The sequence below is a fragment of the Nitrospiraceae bacterium genome (genome assembly GCA_035623075.1).
In the GTDB taxonomy this organism is placed as follows: domain Bacteria; phylum Nitrospirota; class Nitrospiria; order Nitrospirales; family Nitrospiraceae; genus DASPUC01.
In genome coordinates, this window is the sequence record DASPUC010000045.1 from 1 (window position 1) to 21,459 (window position 21,459).

At 53.2% G+C, this 21,459-nt stretch carries 20 protein-coding genes; 9 read left to right on the plus strand and 11 right to left on the minus strand.

The annotated features are described in order from the left end of the window. Positions 1 to 146: 146 nt before the first annotated feature. Positions 147 to 605, minus strand: coding sequence for a hypothetical protein (locus VEI50_13765; GenBank protein ID HXX76191.1), 459 nt, complete (start codon positions 603 to 605; stop codon positions 147 to 149). Positions 606 to 2,334: 1,729 nt separating this feature from the next. On the opposite strand from VEI50_13765, the gene VEI50_13770 reads away from it, so the two are divergent. Further along, on the plus strand, positions 2,335 to 2,922 hold the full coding sequence (locus tag VEI50_13770; protein ID HXX76192.1) for a DUF3332 family protein: 588 nt from the start codon (positions 2,335 to 2,337) through the stop codon (positions 2,920 to 2,922). Positions 2,923 to 3,089: 167 nt separating this feature from the next. Next, positions 3,090 to 3,740, plus strand: a complete 651-nt coding sequence (locus VEI50_13775) for a hypothetical protein (protein HXX76193.1) — start codon at positions 3,090 to 3,092, stop codon at positions 3,738 to 3,740. 506 nt (positions 3,741 to 4,246) lie between these two features. Here VEI50_13775 and VEI50_13780 read toward each other — a convergent pair. Next, a complete protein-coding gene (locus VEI50_13780; protein HXX76194.1) occupies positions 4,247 to 5,260 on the minus strand; it encodes a hypothetical protein in 1,014 nt (337 codons plus the stop codon). A gap of 984 nt (positions 5,261 to 6,244) precedes the next feature. Here VEI50_13780 and VEI50_13785 point away from each other — a divergent pair. Then, on the plus strand, positions 6,245 to 6,613 hold the full coding sequence (locus VEI50_13785; protein HXX76195.1) for a hypothetical protein: 369 nt from the start codon (positions 6,245 to 6,247) through the stop codon (positions 6,611 to 6,613). A 36-nt stretch (positions 6,614 to 6,649) separates the two neighbouring features. Further along, entirely contained in the window at positions 6,650 to 7,510 is an 861-nt protein-coding gene (locus VEI50_13790) for a hypothetical protein (protein ID HXX76196.1), read from the plus strand. A 333-nt stretch (positions 7,511 to 7,843) separates the two neighbouring features. Here the strand turns inward: VEI50_13790 and VEI50_13795 are convergent, their stop codons facing one another. Then, positions 7,844 to 8,359, minus strand: a complete 516-nt coding sequence (locus tag VEI50_13795; GenBank protein ID HXX76197.1) for a hypothetical protein — start codon at positions 8,357 to 8,359, stop codon at positions 7,844 to 7,846. 191 nt (positions 8,360 to 8,550) lie between these two features. Here VEI50_13795 and VEI50_13800 point away from each other — a divergent pair, with 191 nt between their 5' ends. Next, positions 8,551 to 9,117, plus strand: a complete 567-nt coding sequence (locus VEI50_13800) for a Slp family lipoprotein (protein HXX76198.1) — start codon at positions 8,551 to 8,553, stop codon at positions 9,115 to 9,117. Positions 9,118 to 9,131: 14 nt separating this feature from the next. On the opposite strand, the gene VEI50_13805 is transcribed toward VEI50_13800, so the two are convergent. From VEI50_13805 to lexA, 5 genes are all read right to left on the minus strand, one after another. Beyond that, positions 9,132 to 11,366 carry a DNA polymerase domain-containing protein gene (locus VEI50_13805; protein HXX76199.1) on the minus strand — a complete coding sequence of 745 codons (2,235 nt, stop codon included), beginning with the start codon at positions 11,364 to 11,366 and terminating at the stop codon, positions 9,132 to 9,134. Beyond that, positions 11,323 to 11,613: a hypothetical protein gene (locus VEI50_13810; GenBank protein HXX76200.1), complete on the minus strand. Its 291-nt coding sequence runs from the start codon at positions 11,611 to 11,613 to the stop codon at positions 11,323 to 11,325. Before VEI50_13810 ends, VEI50_13805 begins: the two co-directional genes overlap by 44 nt. 2 nt (positions 11,614 to 11,615) lie before the next feature. Continuing rightward, the gene (locus VEI50_13815; protein HXX76201.1) at positions 11,616 to 12,278 is read right to left on the minus strand and encodes a hypothetical protein; all 663 of its coding nucleotides are present in this window, start codon (positions 12,276 to 12,278) and stop codon (positions 11,616 to 11,618) included. A gap of 237 nt (positions 12,279 to 12,515) precedes the next feature. Further along, positions 12,516 to 12,764, minus strand: coding sequence for a hypothetical protein (locus VEI50_13820; protein ID HXX76202.1), 249 nt, complete (start codon positions 12,762 to 12,764; stop codon positions 12,516 to 12,518). Positions 12,765 to 12,783: 19 nt separating this feature from the next. Beyond that, positions 12,784 to 13,329 (minus strand): transcriptional repressor LexA, encoded by a 546-nt coding sequence (gene lexA, locus VEI50_13825; GenBank protein HXX76203.1) that lies wholly within the window; start codon positions 13,327 to 13,329, stop codon positions 12,784 to 12,786. 641 nt (positions 13,330 to 13,970) lie between these two features. On the opposite strand from lexA, the gene VEI50_13830 reads away from it, so the two are divergent. Further along, positions 13,971 to 14,759, plus strand: a complete 789-nt coding sequence (locus VEI50_13830) for a DUF3800 domain-containing protein (protein HXX76204.1) — start codon at positions 13,971 to 13,973, stop codon at positions 14,757 to 14,759. Between the two features lie 142 nt (positions 14,760 to 14,901). On the opposite strand, the gene VEI50_13835 is transcribed toward VEI50_13830, so the two are convergent. Then, positions 14,902 to 15,828 (minus strand): IS1595 family transposase, encoded by a 927-nt coding sequence (locus VEI50_13835; protein HXX76205.1) that lies wholly within the window; start codon positions 15,826 to 15,828, stop codon positions 14,902 to 14,904. Between the two features lie 308 nt (positions 15,829 to 16,136). Beyond that, positions 16,137 to 16,322, minus strand: a complete 186-nt coding sequence (locus VEI50_13840; protein ID HXX76206.1) for a hypothetical protein — start codon at positions 16,320 to 16,322, stop codon at positions 16,137 to 16,139. Positions 16,323 to 17,036: 714 nt separating this feature from the next. Between VEI50_13840 and VEI50_13845 the strand changes: the two genes are divergently transcribed. Next, on the plus strand, positions 17,037 to 18,101 hold the full coding sequence (locus VEI50_13845; GenBank protein ID HXX76207.1) for a hypothetical protein: 1,065 nt from the start codon (positions 17,037 to 17,039) through the stop codon (positions 18,099 to 18,101). A 186-nt stretch (positions 18,102 to 18,287) separates the two neighbouring features. Here VEI50_13845 and modA read toward each other — a convergent pair whose 3' ends face one another. Then, positions 18,288 to 19,076 (minus strand): molybdate ABC transporter substrate-binding protein, encoded by a 789-nt coding sequence (gene modA, locus VEI50_13850; GenBank protein ID HXX76208.1) that lies wholly within the window; start codon positions 19,074 to 19,076, stop codon positions 18,288 to 18,290. Positions 19,077 to 19,673: 597 nt separating this feature from the next. Between modA and VEI50_13855 the strand changes: the two genes are divergently transcribed. Together VEI50_13855 and VEI50_13860 are read left to right on the plus strand one after the other, a co-directional pair. Continuing rightward, positions 19,674 to 21,173: an efflux RND transporter permease subunit gene (locus VEI50_13855; GenBank protein HXX76209.1), complete on the plus strand. Its 1,500-nt coding sequence runs from the start codon at positions 19,674 to 19,676 to the stop codon at positions 21,171 to 21,173. Next, positions 21,157 to 21,459 (plus strand): efflux RND transporter permease subunit (locus tag VEI50_13860; protein HXX76210.1); only part of this gene is annotated, 303 nt, incomplete at its 3' end. The genes VEI50_13855 and VEI50_13860, both read left to right, overlap by 17 nt.

Below are 21,459 nucleotides of genomic sequence, written 5' to 3' on the forward strand. Positions count from 1 at the left end.
AAAAGACCTGCTGGGGAACCACCGCTTCGCACACGGATGTGGGGATGCATAATGTCTCTCAGACACTCAGCGTCTTCGGTGGCGACCGACGATAACCCCTTACTCTGCTGCTGCCGTGCGGACTAGACCGCGTCGGTTCCCATCGATCATCGCATGAGCAACGCCATAGCCACGAGGCTGGTGGGAATGAGCACGGCGGCAGCGGGCAGGGGCACGGGGAGAACGACGGCAAGGCCGGCTGGGACGTCCAACCCCGAGATGAGGGAAGCATTCACCAGGGTTCCCGAGGTGGTGTATTCGCTTACGCTCGAGGCGAATTGCTGCGTGACAAACAGTTTCGAGCCCGAAATGGCAAGGCCGGCTGGGCCGTTCAACCCCGAGAGGAACGAAGGATTCGATGAACTCACCGCGGTGCCTGCCGAGTTGAGGGTGTATACACCCACGGTGTTGCCCTGATAGTTGCTAACATACACCTCCTGGGCGTGGGCTGGGAGACCGGCAACCACCGCCAGACTCATGAGGAGGAGCACTACGAGCGTCGCTCCCACGCGTGAGCAGGCTCTGGTGGGCAGGGAGAAAGACATGCAATTTGTATCACGGGTCATGGTGCCACCATCCTTTCATTTATAGAGAATGACGACCATGGATGTGTCCCTGTAACATGGCGCTGGAGTCCGCGGCAACGGGAGTCATGAAACTTGAAGAATTGGTAACAATGAGCTGCGGTCTCGTGATCGAGTAGACGCAAGACGCGCGCCCGCGCTTCGAAGCCATCCGAGCTCACGGGATGGGCATGAGGTCAGACGGGTGAACCAGCGAGGGACACCGCCTGAATGAACGGAGACGGCAGAGTGTGCAGCAGCGAGATGGAGTCAGATCCCCACATGCTCTGAATTATTTATTTGGGTATAGTCCCACTTTAGCCACCAGGAGTTCCGTGTGTCTTGTGAAGCAATGTCATTGACCTCCCCCCAGTTGTTAGGCCACCCTCTCAGTGAGTCATGCCGACAACTCCATTGGCTTGAGTTCGACTGTTTCTGGGGTCGGCGGACGCCATCCCAGCGAGCTGTGAGGCCGCGCCGTGTGTAGTACCGGTCACAACTGTGACTCGTGTGTGCAAAATTTTACGCGTGCAAAATTTTACGCGCGCGAAAAAATAGGGGCAAGAGACGTTACACGGCTTGTCGACCGTCGGTACCATAGGCACTAGTGGAACGGGACTCCCACGCAAGTAAAAGCGGGGCATTGGGGGTTGGGGCCCCCTTTATGGGCTTACTTTCCTCATGTGCGCGGGGGACCCAGAGGTTGCGCCTGGGTTGCGGAATTGCGGACAGGTGACCCGTATTTGGCCCACTCCTGTCCGCGTGATTCTCAGTGTTTCTGCGGATTTCGCAGGGTTAGGTGTACTCCCTACGGAACTCATAAGCCGCGGGTCACCCGTTCGATCCGGGTCACCGCCACCATTCAATACCAGCGACTTATGAGTTGGATACTTCGACTCCACTTCCTTAGGTCGCGGCTGAGTTGCGGATTTCGTTTCCCAGTCATTATCGACGATTTTCCCAACCTACTCTCGGTTTCCACTTGGGGACAAAGGCCTGGCCGACTTTCGTCGATCCAAGACGAAGAGTCAAAGAGAATTAGCGGTGAGATCGACATTGTTTCAGACTACCGTTAATGAAGGGTTCATCATTTGGCTCGAACTCATTCTCCACATTAAGTCCTTCCCTTGACACCCTTCCACGGGCGGCCTATGTTTCTTATCAGACTTTGAAGGTCTCCGAGGGTAGAGACGACTATGAAACACCAAGTGGTGATTGTTCTCGTTCTTGAAGTGTGCGGAGCATTGAGCGTGCTGACTCTTCCGTGTGCGGCCCAAACACTTTCAGCTCCCACTGCACCAAATCAAGCACCGCAGAGTCAGCAATCAGGACCTCAACCTTCCTCGCCAAGCGCAGGACCAGCTGCGACCACGAATGCTGGTGGAACCTCACTACTCACTCCGGCCCCGACCTCAACGCCGACGGCACCGACTCAAATGGTACCTAGCGCCGCGGGCCGGGGGCTTCCAGGGATGCCTGCAGGGCCACCCCTCAATCGTCCGATGGGTGCCCAGGACCCTGCTCCCACCTATATGCGACCGACGGTGATCGGGCCGTTGGAGTGTGATCTCACCGTTGATCCGGCTTGTCTATAAGAGTGTTGATCTCAAGAAAGTCTCAACAGGATTTACGGGAGACTTTCCTGTAGGAGGACCCTTGCGCCAGACCACGTAATGATTCCAACCTTACAATGGAAGCTGTTGAATCATACGCAATAGAAAGGAGCTCACCGATGAGAGAGAACACGATTATACGGAGGGGCGTCGCCCTCGCCGTGATTACGTCGTTCATGAGCGTGACGACGGCGTGTTATGGCCCCTTCAATCTGACCAGAAATGTCTATCATTGGAACAGCGAAATCAAAGGCAGCGGCGAGGTGAATGAAAAATGGATGAAAGAATTTGTGTTCTTCGGGATGATCATCATCCCGGTCTACATGATCTCCGCGCTGCTCGATGCCTTTATTTTCAACTCCCTCCAGTTTTGGACGGGGAACAATCCGGTCAAGATAAGCCGTGGACCGGATGGACAGATTGAAGCAGTCCAATTCCGAGACCAGACCATTCACGTGGCATGGTCAGACGATCACCGGTCAGCAGCAGTGACCTATCGGCAGGATGGGCAGGTCATCAAGACCGCCCTGATCGTGGAGGATGGCAATGGGTACAGACTCACAGAGGGAAGCGGACAGTCACTCTACCGAACCGAAGAAGCGGTCGATGGAGGACTGAACATCGTGGATGGCGAGTGCCGCCTCGTGGACCATGTGTCCTTCGACCGACTCCAGCAGGCATCGATCGACTTGGCACGGTCACTCTAGGCCCCTCTGGTAGCTTAGCATCCTTGCATCTGTCGTGCTTTCCCTCGCGATACACCGATTTGTTGACTCGACGCTTGCGCCTTTATCCGTCTCCCTCCTACAATCGGCCTACCTGCGAGCCGCTCATGCCCTTCACGATTCGCCCCCTCTCAACGAATACAATGATTATGAAGCAATCGATTTTTCTTCTATGCCTGTTCTTTCAAGGCTGTGCCCAGGCAAGACACATGATTAATGTGCCTGACATCAACAAATCCGACTCTGTCGTCGTAAGAGATCTCAGACCTGCCAATGAGAAAGAGAGCGAAACGTTTAGCTTCCTGATTTCCAGTGACGCATTTGGAATTTTCCGGAAAGGTGACGGCGTACTCATCCCTCCGGCAACCCGTCTCCTTCAACACCGGGCGTTTGAGAAATTTTGCTCAATTCAACAGCCATGGGAACTTACCATTCACCACCTGGTTGTTTACTTGAATGCAAAATCTGCCTTAAGACGGAGTGCAGTGAACAGTGGCTTGGAGGAGATGATTGGCGCTCCGGCAGTTGCAGCCACTACAACTCATACCCTAACCCTCATCTCGACACTTGTCGATCGACAGGCATTTGAATCTCTCGCCCAAGCAGAATATAAAAGGGCGCTCTATACAGACACTGATAATATCGACGACCCAAGTGTCTATGTTGTCTATATAGATGCTGCAATCACTGGGAAGCGAGTGTTCGTAAAAACATTGACTCCGGCAACCGGCGGGGACAGTCAGAATCCCCTTGCTGATGCAGTAGAGTTCACCATCCCATATTACCTCTCGCAGTATTAACGAGATAGGGGTTTATTGTGTGATTGATCTGCCCCTCCTTTAATCTCGATGACATCCTTATCGTCGTCCCGAAGATCAGTGGCGTCGACGTGGTTACTGTATGCCCTGGGTCTTGGCACCACATCACCTTTAACCCAGCCCTGGTACCTCCCGTGGCCAAAAGGGTGACTGCTCAATCTAACGATGTGGCATGGTCGGTCTAACACCTCTGTCGACCTTCCTGGCAAGGAGGTAAATGGGACTCACAGGTCACAGCCCCTCCCCACTGAGCCGAGGAGCAGAAGTCCGCTGGCCATTCGCTGTTTTGGTTTCTGAAGTGAGGTCCGGTGTTCAGAGGTTGCGACTAGCTTACAGAAAGACTGACAGGATGGCCCTCCCTGGCCCTCTCTCATCCACCCTCGCATGTTGACGATTCAATTCCTTCAGCTGCTTATCTGTCGAATCAGTGGGTCTCATAACCAGCGGGGGGTTCGATCCGGGTGTCTTGTCCCCACGCCAGACAGGCCTTAGTTCACAGAAGTGATGTGTAGGCCGCTTGGAGTCGGCGGCGGAGTTCCCTGCGGAGGAGTAACAGATGGTGGTGTGGGAGTTGTCGTGACAATGAACGTCACCGGCACGGTGACCGAAGAGCCTCCGGTGGCACTGAGCGTGATAGTGCCATTGTAGGTTCCGACGGCTGTGGTGCCAGTCACCACATTCGCGGTCACAACTCCATTGCCTGTGCCCGAAGCCCGACTGAGCGTCAACCAGGCGGCATTGTCGCTGGCGGTCCAGCTGAGCGTGCCGCCCCCCGTGTTGCTGATGCTCAAGGTCTGGGCCGTGGGGTTGGCGCCGCCCTGTGTCGCCGTGAAGGTGAGGTTCGTCGGACTCACCCCGATGGCCGGTGGCACGGGGGCTGTTGCGACGGTGAGCGTCACCGGTACGGTGACCGAGGAGGCCCCGGTGGCATTCATGCTCACAATGCCGCTATAGCTCCCCGCCGTTAAGGAGCCAGTGGTCACACTCAGCATCATGGTTCCGTTCCCAGTCCCCGAGGCCGGACTGAGCGTCAACCAGGCGGCATTGTCGCTGGCGGTCCAGTTGAGTGTGCCGGTCCCTGTGTTGCTAATGTTCAAGGTCTGAGTCGCGGGGTTGGCCCCACCCTGTGTCGCAGTGAAGGAGAGGCTCGTCGGACTCACCCCGATGACCGGTAGCACGACTGGAGGAGCCCCGGCAGGTGTGAAGATCGCGAGGTTGCTCTCGCTTGACTCAAGGTTGGACGAATTATAGGCCGTGATGAAATAGTACTCCCTGGCTGCCGGCGTCCCGATAGAGAAACTTGTCACCGTTCCCAATGTGACGAGAAGAGACGCCGTGCCAGACGTTAGGGTGCAGGGCAGCTGACTGCATTGATAGACGCGATATCCTACCAAGTTCGGTGCAGGGTCGGGATCCCACGTCAACGTAGCGCCCCACGCAGTACTAGACCACAACACAAGGGCAGCAGCGATGGCTCTTACCCAGTTCAGGCGGATACTCATCGTGTTTCTCCGGTATTAATCACACCCTTCCCTGAGAAGCCAATTTCTCACGCGCAAAAAATCTATATCTGATAGCTCAATTGACTAAGCCACATTAGGAGAGATCGAAAAAGGGGGAACAATTCACCCCTTCTTATCGTAATTATGCAAGGTGCGTGCCGTCGTAAGAGGAGGAGGCAAAGATAAAAATACTCGGAAGATCATCCCCAGAGAAGAGAGGACCGGCTGTGACGTGGTGGAAGAGTGTAGGCGGTGAAAGAACATCCATCTGCAAGCGTTATATTTTTCAATGAATACACGATGTAGGCGTTTGCCTACATAAGCAACAGTGCGGAGAATACTCGAACGCGGTGACTCAAGACCTCTTTCACTCACAATGCAGGCACAACAGTCGATTCCGATGTTTAAACGCGACGTCCCACGAAACAATGGCATTTGTGGAACCTCAAAGCAATGCAACCAGGTGCAGACAATTCGCATTTGTTTGCAGGGCCAATTCGACTGTGAGGAACAGCGCATCAACTCCCTGCTAGAAGCGAGGTCGGCTCAGCAGAAGAGGTGACCATTCAATGGTTCTGTACCTCCCCATCAACTGGCAGACAGAGATTGGGGGAGTCATCGCATCGCCACGATGACTGGCATATTTGCATAAACTCCAAATTAGGCCACCAGCGCAACTCTACGGACTTTGAGCAGCTGCGTTACCATGATCTTACACACGCTTCGCCTGTCGCTGCACCTGCAGCGATACCTGGATGGGCGCGGTCATTTAAAGCTGAAATCGGTTCACCACGAACAGCTTTCGTTTAGGCTGATAAATAAAAGGAATCAGGTTGATACAGTCACACTGCTGCCCTGCCAGCTGGTAACTGCCCGTTCAGTTCGCGGTGGATAAGAAATACATCCATTTCTTATCCCCTCCTTTTGAGTGATTGGATTCGAGCCAATAGTCCGGGAGGCTCGAGGCCTCACCAAGAGGTGTCCATGTTCAAAGAATTTCCTCCCGGGATGAGTACGCTCACGGTTGTGTGCCTGGCCTCTGCCTTAGCGGTAGGGGCTGGTGAGCGTGGAGAAGCAGCGGGTTTTACCCTGGGCAATGTGAAATCAGCAATCGTGGTCACTTCAGAAGTCACTCGCATCTCGATGACTCGGCCTGCTCCGCTTCCTCCTGGGCTCACCTATTGCGATGGTGAACCCTGTGCCTCAGCACCGCCATTGGTAATTTATATCTGCCCATACAACGAACCGACGTGCACCCCGACGCGGAACACGACGATCATCCCGCAAGTTGATGGCAGAACCATTAGCGGCCTCTCCCTTTTGATCTTCGCACCCACCCACACAAATCTTTAGTTAACTTCGGGAAGCGGAACACTTCGTTCTTCGACCGTGTGGGACTTAGGTTCAAAGATTATCCTCGGCTCATCGGAGCAGAACGGTCAGATCAGCTATAACGCCATAGTTCCTGTCTGGGATGGAACGACGACTCTCAGCTTTGAGAGCACCATTCTCAGCTCCACACATCTCGATAGCGTCTTCTACCGTCATACCGGTTATGAGACCGGCACGGCAGCGATCGATCTCCATGCCCTTGGGCAAAAGGTCATCACGGCTGAACAGGCAACGGCCGGTTTGACACTGGATCACGTTACGGCGTTTTATTTTCCTCCCGAATTGAATAAAGGTGGGCTCGGCGAGGGCAACTTCTCGTATGGAAATGGAATCGTTGGCATCAATTATGGGAGCCCTTCAGGCGTAGCTCGCAAGGGAGGCATTGTGAATGGTGCTATCCCCTTGTTTGCCCATGAATACGCGCACGAACTGTTCGATGAGATCAAATCTATGTTCTTGGGTGACTACTCGTGCTTGAACGAGGGCATTGCCGACGCATTAGCCTTCTCTGTCGGCTTCATTCCCGAAGAAATCTTAGGTCCCGTTGCAAGCGACAAGTCCAGTTTTGATTCTGATTGTTCTGCCCTCAGTGAACTACATGATGTGGGGAATTGTTACTTCTGGCATGTCAAGAAAGCCGGATTGCTGACTCCAGCATTCCTTCATGGAATCTTCCATCCACACCATACGTTCAGCTTTAATAGTTGCGACCAGGGGGCACTGACGACCGGGAATAGCCTCTTGGTATACTTCACGGAAGCAGCGGGAGGAGTTGATATGGCGCCCGTGCTCAACTCGATGAAAATCCCGCACGCAGGATCTTATGAGGCTGCAATGCAGACCCTAGGGTTTAGGTAACCCTTTGAGGTAACTCGAATCAACCTGGGAGGATTGTAGCAGTACCCTGATCGAAGGTTTGAATAATTCAGGCAGTTGATGTTTCTCGCCCAAACATATCCGTCCTTTCATAATGCCTTGACGGCACGCGACCTTTTCGCTAAACGGAATTTATTCCAGTTCAGATCGCCGTTCGCCCTTCTATCCACCGCGGTACCTGGATCGGTGCGATGTAATACTCCCCGAAACGGGTCACCGCCATTAAACCAAGCATGGTCGACCGGAAGCCTCTGATTTATTACCGTTGCAATATGACAACTTCCCTCGGCATTGTCTTGCCTGCCATTCACAGTACTAAAGTGCTTGTGCTTCCTGGGCTGCTAAAAGAAATCTCGCGATACAGTCCGCAATACCTGCCTTGATCAGTATCGCGTCTTCCGCGAGCATATTCGTTCCGCTTTTCACGAACGAGCAGCTCCACGAGAACGGCTGCCGACCATTTGACTGCACCTCGTATGTCACCTTGAGTTCAAAGGTTCTCTCCATTTCTTTCGTCCAGTCCAGATAGAATCTCGCGATCACACCGGAAATGGTGCGCAGACTTGATTCCTGAATCATATACCCGGATCGCACTAGTTCGGATTGCAGTGCCTGAGAGAACACGACTCCAATCGGCTCGGAGAGAAACAGTTTCGCTTCTGAACACGGTGGATTTTCGACTTCATGTGGTCGGACACGCTGCTCGTCTGCCGCTTGGTATCGGAAGAGTGCCACATGAACCGCACCTTGCCCCTTCACGGAATTGGACGCGTGATAATCAAGAGACAGGACGCGCAAACAACCCGCTATCGAAATCAGCGTGAACCACATGCAGGCAGCCAGTATCCAGCGTGAGCACATCGGTTTTATGGCCAGTTTGGGTTCATGTCACGGCAGGCAGGCCCTACCATATCCGAATCGGATTAAGACGCGCAACACTGAGTAAGCACAAGCCGCTTGTCTTCCTAAACAGTCTCCCCTACACTGCATGCGTTACTCTGGTACAGAAGGACGCATCAACTTTGTCAAAAAGTCCACCTGACGACCTGTTAGTCAATCGGTGGCGTTTGTACTTGCGACACTCCGGCGTCTTGGTAGTCGCAATGGTGTTGCTCTGCGCCATAGTCAGCTGCAGCTCGGTTCCTCGGCGGCACCTCTGGAATGTTGAGAAAGGGGTCACCTTCACGGATTTGCAACGGGCTCCGGAACGCTATCAGGGCAAGACCGTGATCCTCGGAGGGGTGATCGTGCACGACGAGAACAAAGACGGGCGCCTTTGGCTCCGCATGAAGAATCGACCGCTCGATGACAATCAGCGTCCTCACCTGGCAGACGATCCCGATAGTTCCGAAGCCGGATATTATTGGGTGGCCGTGGAAGCAGGAAAGATCCCCGATCACTATCATGACTGGGCGCAAGTGACGGTTGTGGGTCAGGTGGTTCCCACACAGCCAGGGGTCAGATCTGATCCGGTCCTTGCAGCCGTATATCTCCGGGGCTGGAGCAGGTTATCCAAGGAACATAGCGTTTGGGAAATCGACGATCCGAACTACACCATGGATGCACCGGCTGGGCTGCACGGAGAGTAGTCTTTCGCGTTTATTTACTCCTTCCTTTCCAACTCCTTTGCTCTCACACCTAACGGAGCGAGCATCGCAAGAGCAGCTTTGTGGACGAGTTGCACGTACGCTTCAGTATCGTACGCGATCGTGCCATCGTAGCCAGCCACAGCCCGTACACGATCTTCCGGCAGTGCCGCCTGACTATCGCAGATCACATAGTGAATCGTTTCACCCGGCTGCAAGGAAACCCCTCGACGCTGGAGTTCCTTTGCTGCAATGCTCGTCCGTGTAGCGTGGCGATACCGTTCGGGAGGCCGCGTCAACGTTTTCCCGATGGCTACTTCTTCGACGGACGCCCGCCCTTCACGAAGATAGCTGCAATACTCATCGACGATCCCTAACACGTCCGGAATGATCGCCTCCAACTCGGCAATCGTGCGCCCCTGACTCAGCTTCTGTAAGATCTCGGTCTGCGCGCGTTTGACGATAAGCGGCGCATCCGACCTCCGGATTTCGAGCCCGCGCACTTTGATCCGACCATCATCGAACAACCCGACGAATTGATTATGTACCGGCATACGCGGATCCACCCGTGACGGTAAAAAGCCGATCCACCGGTAGAGCCCTTCCACGGCAATGGACAGTTTCGTCTGTGCGCTGATCGCCATCGCAAGCTGTTCGTAGTCCTCCCTACTCGCACCTTTTTTCTGTAACCAGAGTGAATCGACGATGGCATGCAGCAAGCGGAACTCCTGAGACTCCGAAATGTCTTTCGCTCGCAACAGCACATCCCGGCTATAGGCGGTTACCGATTCGTGCGCCTCGATCCTGCCAAAGCGGGCGTTCTTGTACCCCAGATAGCCGAACGACACGACAAGCAGCCATTTCAGCGCCGTCTGACGCTGATCGATGATTTGTTTCATCGCGGCATTCGTGGCATTTTTGAGCTGCCGCTTATAACGACCTCGCTTCGCGAGCAGGGGCGCAAGCGTTTTCGGCACCAATCCGCGCGATTGACGGCAGGTGTAATGTTGAATTTCCGGCACGAGGGCGGCAGGATTGTGCTTGCAGCAGGCGCAGTTCACTGTCTCCGGGGACACATTAAACTGGACCATGATCGCGGGGTACATCGACGCAAAGTCCAGCTCGCCGACCGACTCGTGATAGCCGGCAAGAGGGGCATAGGTCAGTCCCCCTTGATCTGTTTCCAGCAGCTCGAAAGCGGTTTTAAACGATTCAGCCTGTTGTTTCCGATAGGGAATCAGGATGCCATCCTGATGAGCCCGCTCCAACTGCATTGAAGTAATGCCGGTGCCGGTTGTCGTACGGGCCATCTGCTGGATCGGTACTTTCGTTACACGCGCCTGTTCGAAAAGTCCAGCCACTCCGGTCTCTGCCAGCGCGAAGGAATTGTGACGGTCGAGGTGCAGCCGTCCATAGAGCGTTTGCGATCCGGCCTGCGCAACCACATGACCATAGGAGAAATAGGATCGAGGGGCACGCATGGCGATCGGCTGCGTGGTGTCTCGGTTGAGCATCAACGGTACACGCGCCAGTCGCGCGAGATGCATCAGCCGAGGCAGGAGGTATGAATCTCCCCACTCCGTAAGCAGTATATCAGGGTCATAGCGGTGGAAGAGTCCATTTATCGTTTCGACAAACTCAGCGGCATTCTCTTCTTCGACCCGCCACTCCGTCCCCTCGATCCGAACAAGCAAGTTGAATACTCCGCCATGGTTCGGATTGGGTGAGGTGCCTTCTAATATCAATTCAATGATCGACAAGGGTGGCATCCCATAGTTCGTGTCCCACGGAGAATCGCTGGCTTGGATAGCCTGAATGATTGCATCACCGGTGATATCGGCGTCACAGCGACAAAGAGGAAAGAGATGGCGGTCGTAGAAATACAGTTGTGGCAGCGGCACATCGGCCTCATAGAACCGAAGGTGCGGCGCAGATTCCATCACCAACTTCACCGCTTCTTGAAATCGCGTCGGTTGAACGATCGAGATCTCACTGACGGGAATCGTATCGGCATCCCACAATTCCCGACGTTCGACAGCGCGACAACGGTGGACAATGTGACGTTCTGTGAGGAGGTGGGTCGCTAGTGCAATATCGGTGTGGCGACCGGCGAGGTAGAAAGCTGGCTCATAGGGATCGACAAGGCGACGCCGGCTCCCCTCATCATCGAGCAGCCATATCGCCATGCCGTCATGAACGGGATAGACATCAAGGAGCCACCCCGTGAGATGGTGAAGAGGAAGACTGGACATCGTGGTCGACCAGGGCACGAGATAGACGTTGAAGATGTTTCTGATGTTCCAATAGCATCGATAGCAGCATCACTTCGAACGGCGTATCGCGTGCCAGGTACGCGCCGGCTGCCGAATGTTGCCGGGCTGCAGCAAACAATACGTCTAATGCTTGCTGATCCTCTGTGCGCAAGGCACGTCGGTAACGCCGCCAGCTTGCGATTTCCTGATGCACCAATTGCGTAAACGTGACGAGCGTCCGCCCCATTGCTATCGAGACTCCAAGGCAGTGCGAGCGACTTCCCATGATCGGCCCAATTCGCTGCCTTCTTCTTCAAGCCGCACCAAGCCTTCCTCTTCCTGCACACGAATGACACGATCGGCCTGAACACGTAACTGGTCGAGGTAACGTCGGCTGGTGCGCGTCAGGATTGGAGCTGGCGGGCACAAACACAGCAAGATGTAGCCCTGCTGCGTCAATCGTTTGGTCGCCTCCATCATGCGGCTCAAAAGTCGTGAGGCCTCCGGCTCAGGAACTGCTTGGTCATAAAAGGTGTCGAACAGACCGGACAAAATGGCAAGCCGTGACTGATACCGGTCGAGCGCCGATGCTAAGCAGTCGGACACTAGCCGTTCCATTTGATGACAGGTAAAGGCGCGAGCGACATGGATCATCGACAGCACCTTGCGAGGTTGCTGACGATGGGTACGGGCCAAGCGTCCGATGACGAAGGGATCGAAGGTATTGGCGCCGTCGAGATAAAGCACAGACTCTCCTCCTAATACCCGCTCCGTGGCTGCATAGAGCCCCAATCGAAACACGAGTGAATGCCCATAGAGCAGAAGCAGGCGGTCGTTCGAATGAAAAGGCACCTGCGCATGGCGAAGCGCCAGAAACCAATCCTGCATGGCATCATATCTCGCTCGTCCCATAGTGGTTTCATTTCGACAATCGGAAAATGGAAGCCCTGCTGTCTCCACGATTGCTCGCATCGTTCACCCTTCTCTTATCCGCAGCATCCGGCGGAAAATACTTGTCGTTGCCGGTAGGCATTCCAGCAAAACGCACACAACTCCACGGTCGAATGAGTGAATCTGTCGACACATTCCATTCGTCGCTCGACTGTCGCACCGCAATCGGAACAGGGGCCGCCTACCATGACCTGCGCGCTAGGCTCTTGAACCAGCATGAGACACCACCTTTGTGTTGGGACGAATGCGTCGATTGCAGACTGCGGACATAAAGACTTCCTCCTTTTGAGGCATAAGAGACTGCCATAAACGGACGGACAGCGGTTTGGCTCTTGTTGCCCGGTACAACTCCCCTTGCATCTCACGCAGTTGTCCATTCAGGGACTCCACCGTCCGTTCCAAGTCCACAAGTCGATCTGTTACCACCGGTCGTCCTGTCATATGCATGACCGTTTCCCTCCTTGTATTAAATCGGACAATGTCGAACTACCCCGATGAGAACGCCCTCGACGCGAAAGTCATCCGACGGCTCGACCATAATCGGTTTCATGGTTGCATTGGCCGGATGCAACTCAATGTGCGAATCTTTTTTGAAATAGGTCTTGATCGTGGCCTCCTGGTTTACCAGCGCCACCACCGTTTGTCCGTTTCTTGCCGTCTCTTGCTTCCGAACGATGACGAGATCACCAGGAAGAATCCCGTCGTCTTTCATCGACTCCCCCTTCACGCGAAGCGCAAATGTCTTGCCGCCTCGCAACATACTCGGCGGTACATCGATGAGTTCGGACTGCTGCACCGGTTCAATCGGTGAACCAGCTGCCACCATTCCTGCCATGGGAATTTCAGCCGACCGACCAAGTTGCTCAAGCGCAACCTTCACCATCCCGGGGATACGTCGCATTCCCGCTTCGTAGCGCGCTACTGACACGCGCGTGGTGTGCAAGGCATCGGCCAATTGCTGCTGCGTGAACCCTAATTGCTCACGAACTCGTCTGAGATCCACCGGCTTCATGTTGTAACCAATGGTTACACACAGAACGGCTGCTGTCAAGCCCCTTGTTTTGGCCTCTTATAAAAGGTGACAAAAACCCTGTGACGATGCGGTCTCTGTGTATAACTTCAGCTCAAAATCCGCATCCCGTGAGGCGATACGCGCGTGAAACGGCTAAACACCGCTCCTAATCTGCGATTAACAATTTGTCTGCTTCCAACAAGAAAAGCCACAAGATGTAGGGGTCAGACAGCCCAGTTAACCAATGCTTAAAAAATAGGCAATGAGGTCACCCTAGGGGTGAAATGCACTGCTTTCTTCATCGAAGTGGTCGGTATACACAGGGTTATCCACAAAAGCTGGGGAGAGCTTCATCCGGGAGTAACATACTTGACTCATCGGATGAAAATATGGTGGATTACTAGGCAAGAAACGGGGCTTGGAGAGCTATTTTTTGCGGGTTTTCTTGGGGGACTTCTTGGGAGGCTTAATGGCAGACTTCGGGACTGCAACCACCTTCGCCAGGGCCTCTTTGAAGTAATCGAAGGGCGTTCTAGAGGTCGTCATGCAGAGGACTATAACACTCTCCATGCGGAAGGTCTACAATGACCTCCTATTGTGGAGTTCATCATCTCGCTTCAATTCTTTTAGAAAAACTATGGATGATGTTGACATTTTATGGTGATGAGAGCGGCACGCATGATCGGTCTGGTACTCATCCTGGATCAGATGTCATCGCTGTCGCGGGATACCTCGCACATGAGGAAGATTGGAAACATTTTCAGGGGAGATGGACAAAATGCCTCAATAAGTATCATGTTGATGAATTTCATTTGGCAAGGTTTATGCGCGACAAAGAATTGCCATATCGCAATTGGAGCAAGGAGAAACGTGATGAATTTATCAATGAACTTATTGCAATTGCTCGTCGTCATACGTGCGGAGGTTTCGGAGGATTAGTCGTAGTAGATGATTATAATAAAATTCTGCCCGCCCAGATTAAACGCGAGCATAAACATCCCTATTATTTTTGTTTTCAGATGCTAATTGACATTTTGCTGTCCGAACTCGATACACTTCATCTTCCAGCTGGAGAACAAGTCGCCTTTATTTTTGAGCAGAATCAGCAGTTCGCAGATGGTGCTACCGAGTCTTACAAAAGAATAAAACAGTTTCGAGACAAGGGTAATCGATTAGGCTCCATTACATTCGGATCACGTAAGCAGCATGTCCCTCTCCAGGCAGCTGATCTTATCGCCTATACAATAAGGGCCGAATTATCGCGCTTTACTAAAGCAAAGCCTCGTCCAGACTGGGGCATGGAACTTAGTCGAAAGAAAAATCTAAAAATTGTGTATTGCAGTAAGGATGGATTGGAACGATACGTTCAAGATATTAAGAACGGTAAAATCAAGCACGCTGTGAGCGTGTCGCGTTCTATTTCGCAATGAATCATCAATGCTATTCGTAGTACGCGAGCTTGAGAGAAAAGTCTGAGTATTGCAAGACCATCAATGAGGCTTGATAGTTTTAAATGCACGCTAAATTCGTTTTCCTCTGCCTTGTCTCTTGTAGTCGAGAGAATGGCCATGTTTAGCACGTCGTTTGACCAATCAATTCCTTATAGTCAACGCGCTTTCCCTGCACAGAGGAGAGCGCAGCCATGAATCGGCCCTGGTCATTGTCTTTGCGAGTATTGAAGCGGAAGGATTGTTCATCGAGATAGCGGAACAAATGGAACGGCTCAACACTCACATAAGTGCCCTTGATGCCACGTTTCAACAAACTCCAAAAACTTTCAATACTATTGGTATGGATATTTCCTTGCACATAGGCTTCCGCATGATTAATGACCTTATGGGCATATTCTTTTCCGGCATTCAGATACCCGCGCCACTGATCGCTATAGAGATTTGAGCCAGGAACGATATGTTTCTTAATCATCGACTTCAGCCAATCACTAGTTGCCCGATTAATGACTTCAGCACGAACTTCTCCTTTTCGCTCCAGCATCCCGACGACGACCGCCTTGCGAAGAAATCCCTCTTGCCGTTTCATCTTGATTTGTTTGTCTCTATGCATGTTTCGAGCTTCCCCACCAATGTAAGTCTCATCGACTTCCACATCGCCCATGAGCTTGCGGTCAAGAGAGCCTTTCTGCAAGGCCAAGCGGAGCCGATGCATCATGAACCATGCAGTTTTCTGAGTGACACCAAGTGCCCGAGCAACCTCATAGGAACTGATGCCATTCTTGGCATTGACGAGCAACCACAACGCACAGAACCACTTCTCAAGCGGAATGGGACTATCCTCAAAAATCGTTCCAAGCTTCGCAGTGTATTGCTTGCGACACTCTTTGCATTGCCACACCGAGCGAGACTTCAAAAAGCCATACCGCATAGAGTTACAGCGTGGGCAGACTGGACCATTCGGCCAGCGCATAGCCACCAGCAGATCCAAACAGCGGTCAGGATCAGCGAAGTAGTGAATGGCTTCTTGGAGAGTCTTTGGGAGCTTCATGGTGTCCTCCTTGGTTCTGAGGAGGATTATAGCCATTTAGCCATGATGAGTCAAGTATATTAATGCCCTTCATCCACGATGCATACGCGCAGGTAAATGACCAAAAATGTCTAGAAAACTGCAGCCAACTTTTCCTATCAGCCTTGAAATGAACAGCATTTGACCAGCGCCCCACATTCCAGACAGAGGAAATCATCCTGAACCACTCGCGATCGCCGTGCTCTTACTTGTGGAATATGCCATAGGACGGGTGAAGGCATGGCAAGTGAGAGTCATGCTTCTTATTATTTGCACCGAAACTGCTTGCCTCAACGCCGTCCGATGGTCTCGCCTTCTGCACCTTCCGCGCTCGACATGCTGCTATAGCCTTGTATTTCCCCATCCTTCAGAACGGTGTAACCAGACGGGCACTTCCTCTCCATGACCTGGATGGCCTCTCTCCGGTGAGGCGACCCCATCGGACCGCCGCGGTCTTCTTTAAACAAATACGTCACGACCCCTCCGTTCTCCGTCTCGTGGGTCAATGTAACCGCTTGAGCACAGCCGGCGCAGACAAGTGTGAATTCCAGCCATGTTACCCTTGCCCCTTATCTAATGGGGCAAGGTTCACCCATACCGCTTCATGATCTCCTGTCCTTGAGTCATTCTCATGAACTCCAGAAACAGAAGTTTCCAGAAATTTGAACGACAACTTTATAGGCTTTCCGGTTGCGTTTTCGTACTCGACTATAAGTTCCTTCATAAGTTCCTTGATGCAAAATTCAAATCCGAAACGGCAGCTATAGCTACGGCGAAGGCATCACGTGCCCCGACGTCATCAAATACAGTGAATGCGACAAGTACCTGCCTGCGTAATAGAGCCCTCGCATACGGTGGCGCAGTCCGCTCATTTTGTCGCGCTTTATTTTTAACATCATGTGTGGATCGTCCACACCATTATCGACGACGTGCCAAAGCTTATTTGGCTGATGAGCACGGATAATTGGACAAAATCCCTTGGGTCTTTGTCATTTTTGCCATGGATCTTTGGTGTAAATCGAATAGCTGACCGGATAGGCTTCACCTAGAGGTTTGGTTTGATATATATTTGAATTTTGATGGATGTTTGAGCATTGTGATTTTATTGTTGACAAAGTAAAGTAACTTAATATATTTAAAATACATAATCTCGACAGGAATACAGATATTTAATGGACCAATCATAAAGCATGAATGTACTCAACCGCCTATCCAAGCTCCTTCTCGTTCTGCTCTTCATGGGAGTCCCACTCCAGCTTCTTCTCCCGCTGAACTCCCATGCCTTTGACTTGGTTCCGACTGATGAGGAGATCAAGAAATATCGCCAGAGTTGGAATCCATTTTCTGAGGGCCCGCTTCTGATTCAGTCTGTCGACATTCATCCGCAGGGACAACTGTCAGTCCGCCCCTTCTTCTTCTCTCAAGTTTCAGAAAAAAGCTACGGGAATACACTGTCTTTGCCTACCGACGCCAAGAACGGTCCAGTTCACACCTACGCTATTCAACCGCTTGTCACATTAGCCTATGGCCTGACCAACCATGTGGAACTCGGAGCCTCCACTTCCATGATTTCATTCTGGTCCAAAGACACTGAGTCGGCGAATAGCGGGAAAGGCGGTCCATGGACCACGGACACCGGCATGGGTGACACTTCGCTCATCATGAAATATCGACCGATCGTGCAGGACCCTGACAGCATGCGCCCATCTGTGACGCTGTATCAGCAAATCGTGTTGCCCACCAGCCGATGGGTGACTGGCACGGAGCGCCCGCCCGGCGGATTCGCGCCGCTCGGCCGACTGCCGTCAACCAAATTTGGTGAATTGGGGTTCACAGAAGGCGTGACATTCAGAAAGAACAGCAACCCCTTTCGAATAAGTGGCGGGGTCTATTACACCTATTCAGCCCCCGGGAGTAATGCTGGCCAAAACACCTATGCAGGGGACGTCATCAACACGCGATTGATCTTCGAGCATTTCTTGGACGACAAGAAGGGTCTGGCCTACAACCTCGAACTCGTGACCGTCAGTACGGCTACCTGGCGAGCTGACGGTCATGCGATCAATACCGGAGCCCTTAACGGCTCAACCGTCATCGGCATCGAACCGGCAATTCAGTTCAGGTTTACCGACTCTCTGGTCGGCGCCGTCGGCGTGCTATTTACCGTCGCCGGCCAGAATTCGCAGGATGCATTTTATCCGAACTTCTCAATGCAATGGTATTGGAACAAAGGCGACAAAGTGATCATGAGATAAACCGCCTCGCGGAGACAGATCGACATACGGTCATGATTGGATGTATTGCTTCCGCGGATGGTTCCCCCTGCTTTGCTGAGACTATGATGGCGAGTCGATATCACCGGTGTTGACTTGTGTATTCACTTTTTCGCACGGCACGGCGGGTCCGCATTCAGTCACGAACGCGTGAGTGAAGGGACTGGGTTACCCATTTGCTGGAACAGAATCAAATCCGTACTTGAGCAGGAGTTTTTGTATGCGCGGACTCATGATGAAATCGAAAAACTGTTCCGCGGCACTCAGGGATGAGTTCCGGCAGGTCCACACCACCGCATGCCCAAACTGGACCGACATATGCCTTCCAACCGGGGCTTCATCACTGATGCGCACTTGTCCGCTGTTGATCGCATCTACGCGGTAGACGATGCCCACCTCGGCCTCCCCTGTCCCAACCAGATTCACGACATCATCACTATGCTCCGCGTGAAAAAGGCGGGAACGATTTTTATACGAGGGGTCGAGCTTTGCGAGGGCCCTGGCCGTGATTTCTCCCAATGCTGATGTATTAGGATCGACGAGAGCGACGCGGATTGCTTTGTTGGGGAGCACATCGTGAAAGGAGATCGATGTTGCCGGGGAGGCCGTTGCCATAACGAGCACGAGAGAAGTCTGTGCATAAATCTGAGGTCCTCCGTGGAGAGTCAGCCCCTTCTTATGCAATTTCTCAACTTCCTCAAACGCCTCAGGAAGGAACACATCAATCGGAGCTCCCTGTTCAATCTGCCGACGAAGCATTTGCGACGGACCATACACCACATCCACCTTCACGCCATATTCTTTCTCGAAAATCGGCAGGATTTCCTGAAATGGAGCTTTCAAACTATGGGCCGCCCCAACTGTCAGGGCTTCAGCCCGAGCAAGGTCCTGTGTTGCAACGACACCTGCGAGTCCAATGATGACAGTCACTGCCAAGCTGATCTTCCGAACTCCCACTATCATCCTCCTGCTCACGCTCATGACTCGTTCATCAACAGGGTTTTATCAGTACAGCGACTACATCGGCCTGAATCGATTATTGGTTGAATCCTGAGTGCTGATTTCTGTCTGCCTCCTTGCATTGCCACCGCTACTTTCGTGCTGTTCGCCTCATTCGAAACTTTAGCGATTCCCGCAAGATCAATACCAAATGAAGTACCCATTCGATGGCATGAAGAAAGGCGGTCCAACCATCACATTTCTAACGACATCTCGGTGACTCCTTGCCCGACGGCATATGTCGCCCTCCTCGCAAAATTGTGAGATTCCGCACATCGCGCTCAGTGCGCACATGCGCAATCTGTTTTCTTTATGCCTGGCTGTTAGAGACAGAACCAGACGAAGCTAGTGATGAAATTGTCTTAATAAATTGAGCACATCGTGCGATCGCCCACACGTTTCTAACGCAGCCGCGACGCAGGTAAGCACTTTGCTACACCCCGGATCGCCTTGATTGGCGACCGATCCCCTTGCTCATAGGAAATCAAAGAAGTACTCTAGGTCAGCGATCTCCAAAATGACGGAAGGCCAAGTCTCTTTTGGTATAGCTCGCACATGAATCAGATTGTCCTCATTGCCCTGCGCCGGCCCTATACCTTCGTCGTGATGTCGATTCTGATCGTGCTGTTCGGCGGCCTCACAATCCTCCACATGCCGACCGACGTCTTTCCGAATATTACGATTCCCGTCACCTCCGTAGTCTGGATCTATAGCGGCCTGCTGCCGCAGCAGGTGGAAGGGCGCATCACGTATCTGTTCGAGCGCTTCCTGACCTCGACGGTGGAAGGTATCAAATATATCCATAGTCATTCCTACTACGGCAGCAGCATTACCAATATCTATCTGCAGGACGGAGTCGACGTGGGCCGGGCCGAAGCGGACATCGTGGGCATTGCCCAGAACGTCGTGAAGGCACTGCCGCCAGATATTTCTCCCCCGATGGTCATGCGCCTCGCGCCCTCCTCCATCCCGGTGGCCATGCTCCAAATCAGTTCCGACGACATGACGCCCGCGGAGCTCTACAATCTCGCCTACATGCGAATCCGACCCCTCCTCGTGACGGTAAATGGCGCGATTCTGCCGCACCCGTACGGCGGCCAGGACATGCAGGTCATGGTCAACCTCGATCAGCAGAAACTGCTCGCCCGTCACCTGACGCCGACGGACATTCACGATGTCCTCATGAAGCAGTACCTCGTGTTGCCGTCGGGCGACATCAAGATCAAGCAGACCGACTGGATCGTCTTGACGAACGCGTCACCGTTGAAGATTGAAGATTTCGGCGATATTCCCATCAAGCGGGAAGGCAACGCGTTCGTCTATCTGCGCGACGTCGCCACGGTGGCCCTCATGGGCCGGGTGCAGCAGAACGCGGTACTGGTGAAAGGGAAACAAACAGTCGTCATCATCGTAATGAAGAGCACGGAAGCGTCGACCCTGGACGTGGTCGACGGAATTAAGAAGATGATCCCGCGCGCCGAGCAAGTCTCCCCGCCGGGCGTGAAGATCAGGCTTCTCGATGACGCGTCGACCTTCGTCAAGGATTCGATCTCGGACGTCGTGCACGAGATGACAACCGCCGGCGTGCTGGTCGGCCTCATCGTGCTGTTGCTGATCGGCTCCTGGAGGGCCACGGTCATCGTGTGGACCTCGATCCCGCTGTCCATTCTGACCGCCATCATCGGTCTGCATTGGCTCAACGAGACGATCAATATCATGACTTTGGGCGGGTTGGCGCTGGCCGTTGGCATTCTGGTCGACGATGCGACCGTGATGATCGAGAACATCGATCGTCATATCGAAATGGGCAAGCCACTGGAACAGGCTATCATCGACGCCGCCAATCAGATCGTCGTCCCGACGCTCGTCGCCACCCTGTGCATTGCGATCGTCTGGTTCCCGCTCTTTGGTCTTGGCGGCGTGGCCGGCTACTTGTTTAAGCCCATGGCCGAGGCGGTCATCATCGCGATGATCGCCTCCTTCATTCTGTCGCGCACGCTGGTGCCGACCATGGCCAAATATATGATGAAGAGTCACCATGTCGAAGTCGCATGAAGAGCATACACAGGCCGGCACGGAACCATCGCGGAACTTCTTCGTCCGTTTTCAGAAGGGGTTTGAGCGCCACTTCGATCGGTTCCGCGAGGGGTACGGTCTGCTGCTCGAACGAGTGATCGCCCATCGCAGCGCCTTCGTGAAGATCTCGCTGGCGATCGCGGTGGGCTCCCTGTCCCTCTTTTTCTTCCTCGGCCGTGATTATTTCCCCGAGATCCGGTCGGGCGTGATTCAGATGCATATGCGGGCGCCGCTCGGAACTCGTATCGAGGCATCCGGACGTATC

Bases quoted from the DNA above. Each gene is read 5' to 3' on its own strand.
- VEI50_13765 (HXX76191.1), bottom strand. From the start codon at position 605: ATGACCCGTGATACAAATTGCATGTCTTTCTCCCTGCCCACCAGAGCC.
- VEI50_13770 (HXX76192.1), top strand. From the start codon at position 2,335: ATGAGAGAGAACACGATTATACGGAGGGGCGTCGCCCTCGCCGTGATT.
- VEI50_13775 (HXX76193.1), top strand. From the start codon at position 3,090: ATGAAGCAATCGATTTTTCTTCTATGCCTGTTCTTTCAAGGCTGTGCC.
- VEI50_13780 (HXX76194.1), bottom strand. From the start codon at position 5,260: ATGAGTATCCGCCTGAACTGGGTAAGAGCCATCGCTGCTGCCCTTGTG.
- VEI50_13785 (HXX76195.1), top strand. From the start codon at position 6,245: ATGTTCAAAGAATTTCCTCCCGGGATGAGTACGCTCACGGTTGTGTGC.
- VEI50_13795 (HXX76197.1), bottom strand. From the start codon at position 8,359: ATGTGGTTCACGCTGATTTCGATAGCGGGTTGTTTGCGCGTCCTGTCT.
- VEI50_13805 (HXX76199.1), bottom strand. From the start codon at position 11,366: ATGTCCAGTCTTCCTCTTCACCATCTCACGGGGTGGCTCCTTGATGTC.
- VEI50_13810 (HXX76200.1), bottom strand. From the start codon at position 11,613: ATGGGGCGGACGCTCGTCACGTTTACGCAATTGGTGCATCAGGAAATC.
- VEI50_13815 (HXX76201.1), bottom strand. From the start codon at position 12,278: ATGGGACGAGCGAGATATGATGCCATGCAGGATTGGTTTCTGGCGCTT.
- VEI50_13820 (HXX76202.1), bottom strand. From the start codon at position 12,764: ATGCATATGACAGGACGACCGGTGGTAACAGATCGACTTGTGGACTTG.
- lexA (HXX76203.1), bottom strand. From the start codon at position 13,329: ATGAAGCCGGTGGATCTCAGACGAGTTCGTGAGCAATTAGGGTTCACG.
- VEI50_13830 (HXX76204.1), top strand. From the start codon at position 13,971: ATGATGTTGACATTTTATGGTGATGAGAGCGGCACGCATGATCGGTCT.
- VEI50_13835 (HXX76205.1), bottom strand. From the start codon at position 15,828: ATGAAGCTCCCAAAGACTCTCCAAGAAGCCATTCACTACTTCGCTGAT.
- VEI50_13845 (HXX76207.1), top strand. From the start codon at position 17,037: ATGAATGTACTCAACCGCCTATCCAAGCTCCTTCTCGTTCTGCTCTTC.
- VEI50_13855 (HXX76209.1), top strand. From the start codon at position 19,674: ATGAATCAGATTGTCCTCATTGCCCTGCGCCGGCCCTATACCTTCGTC.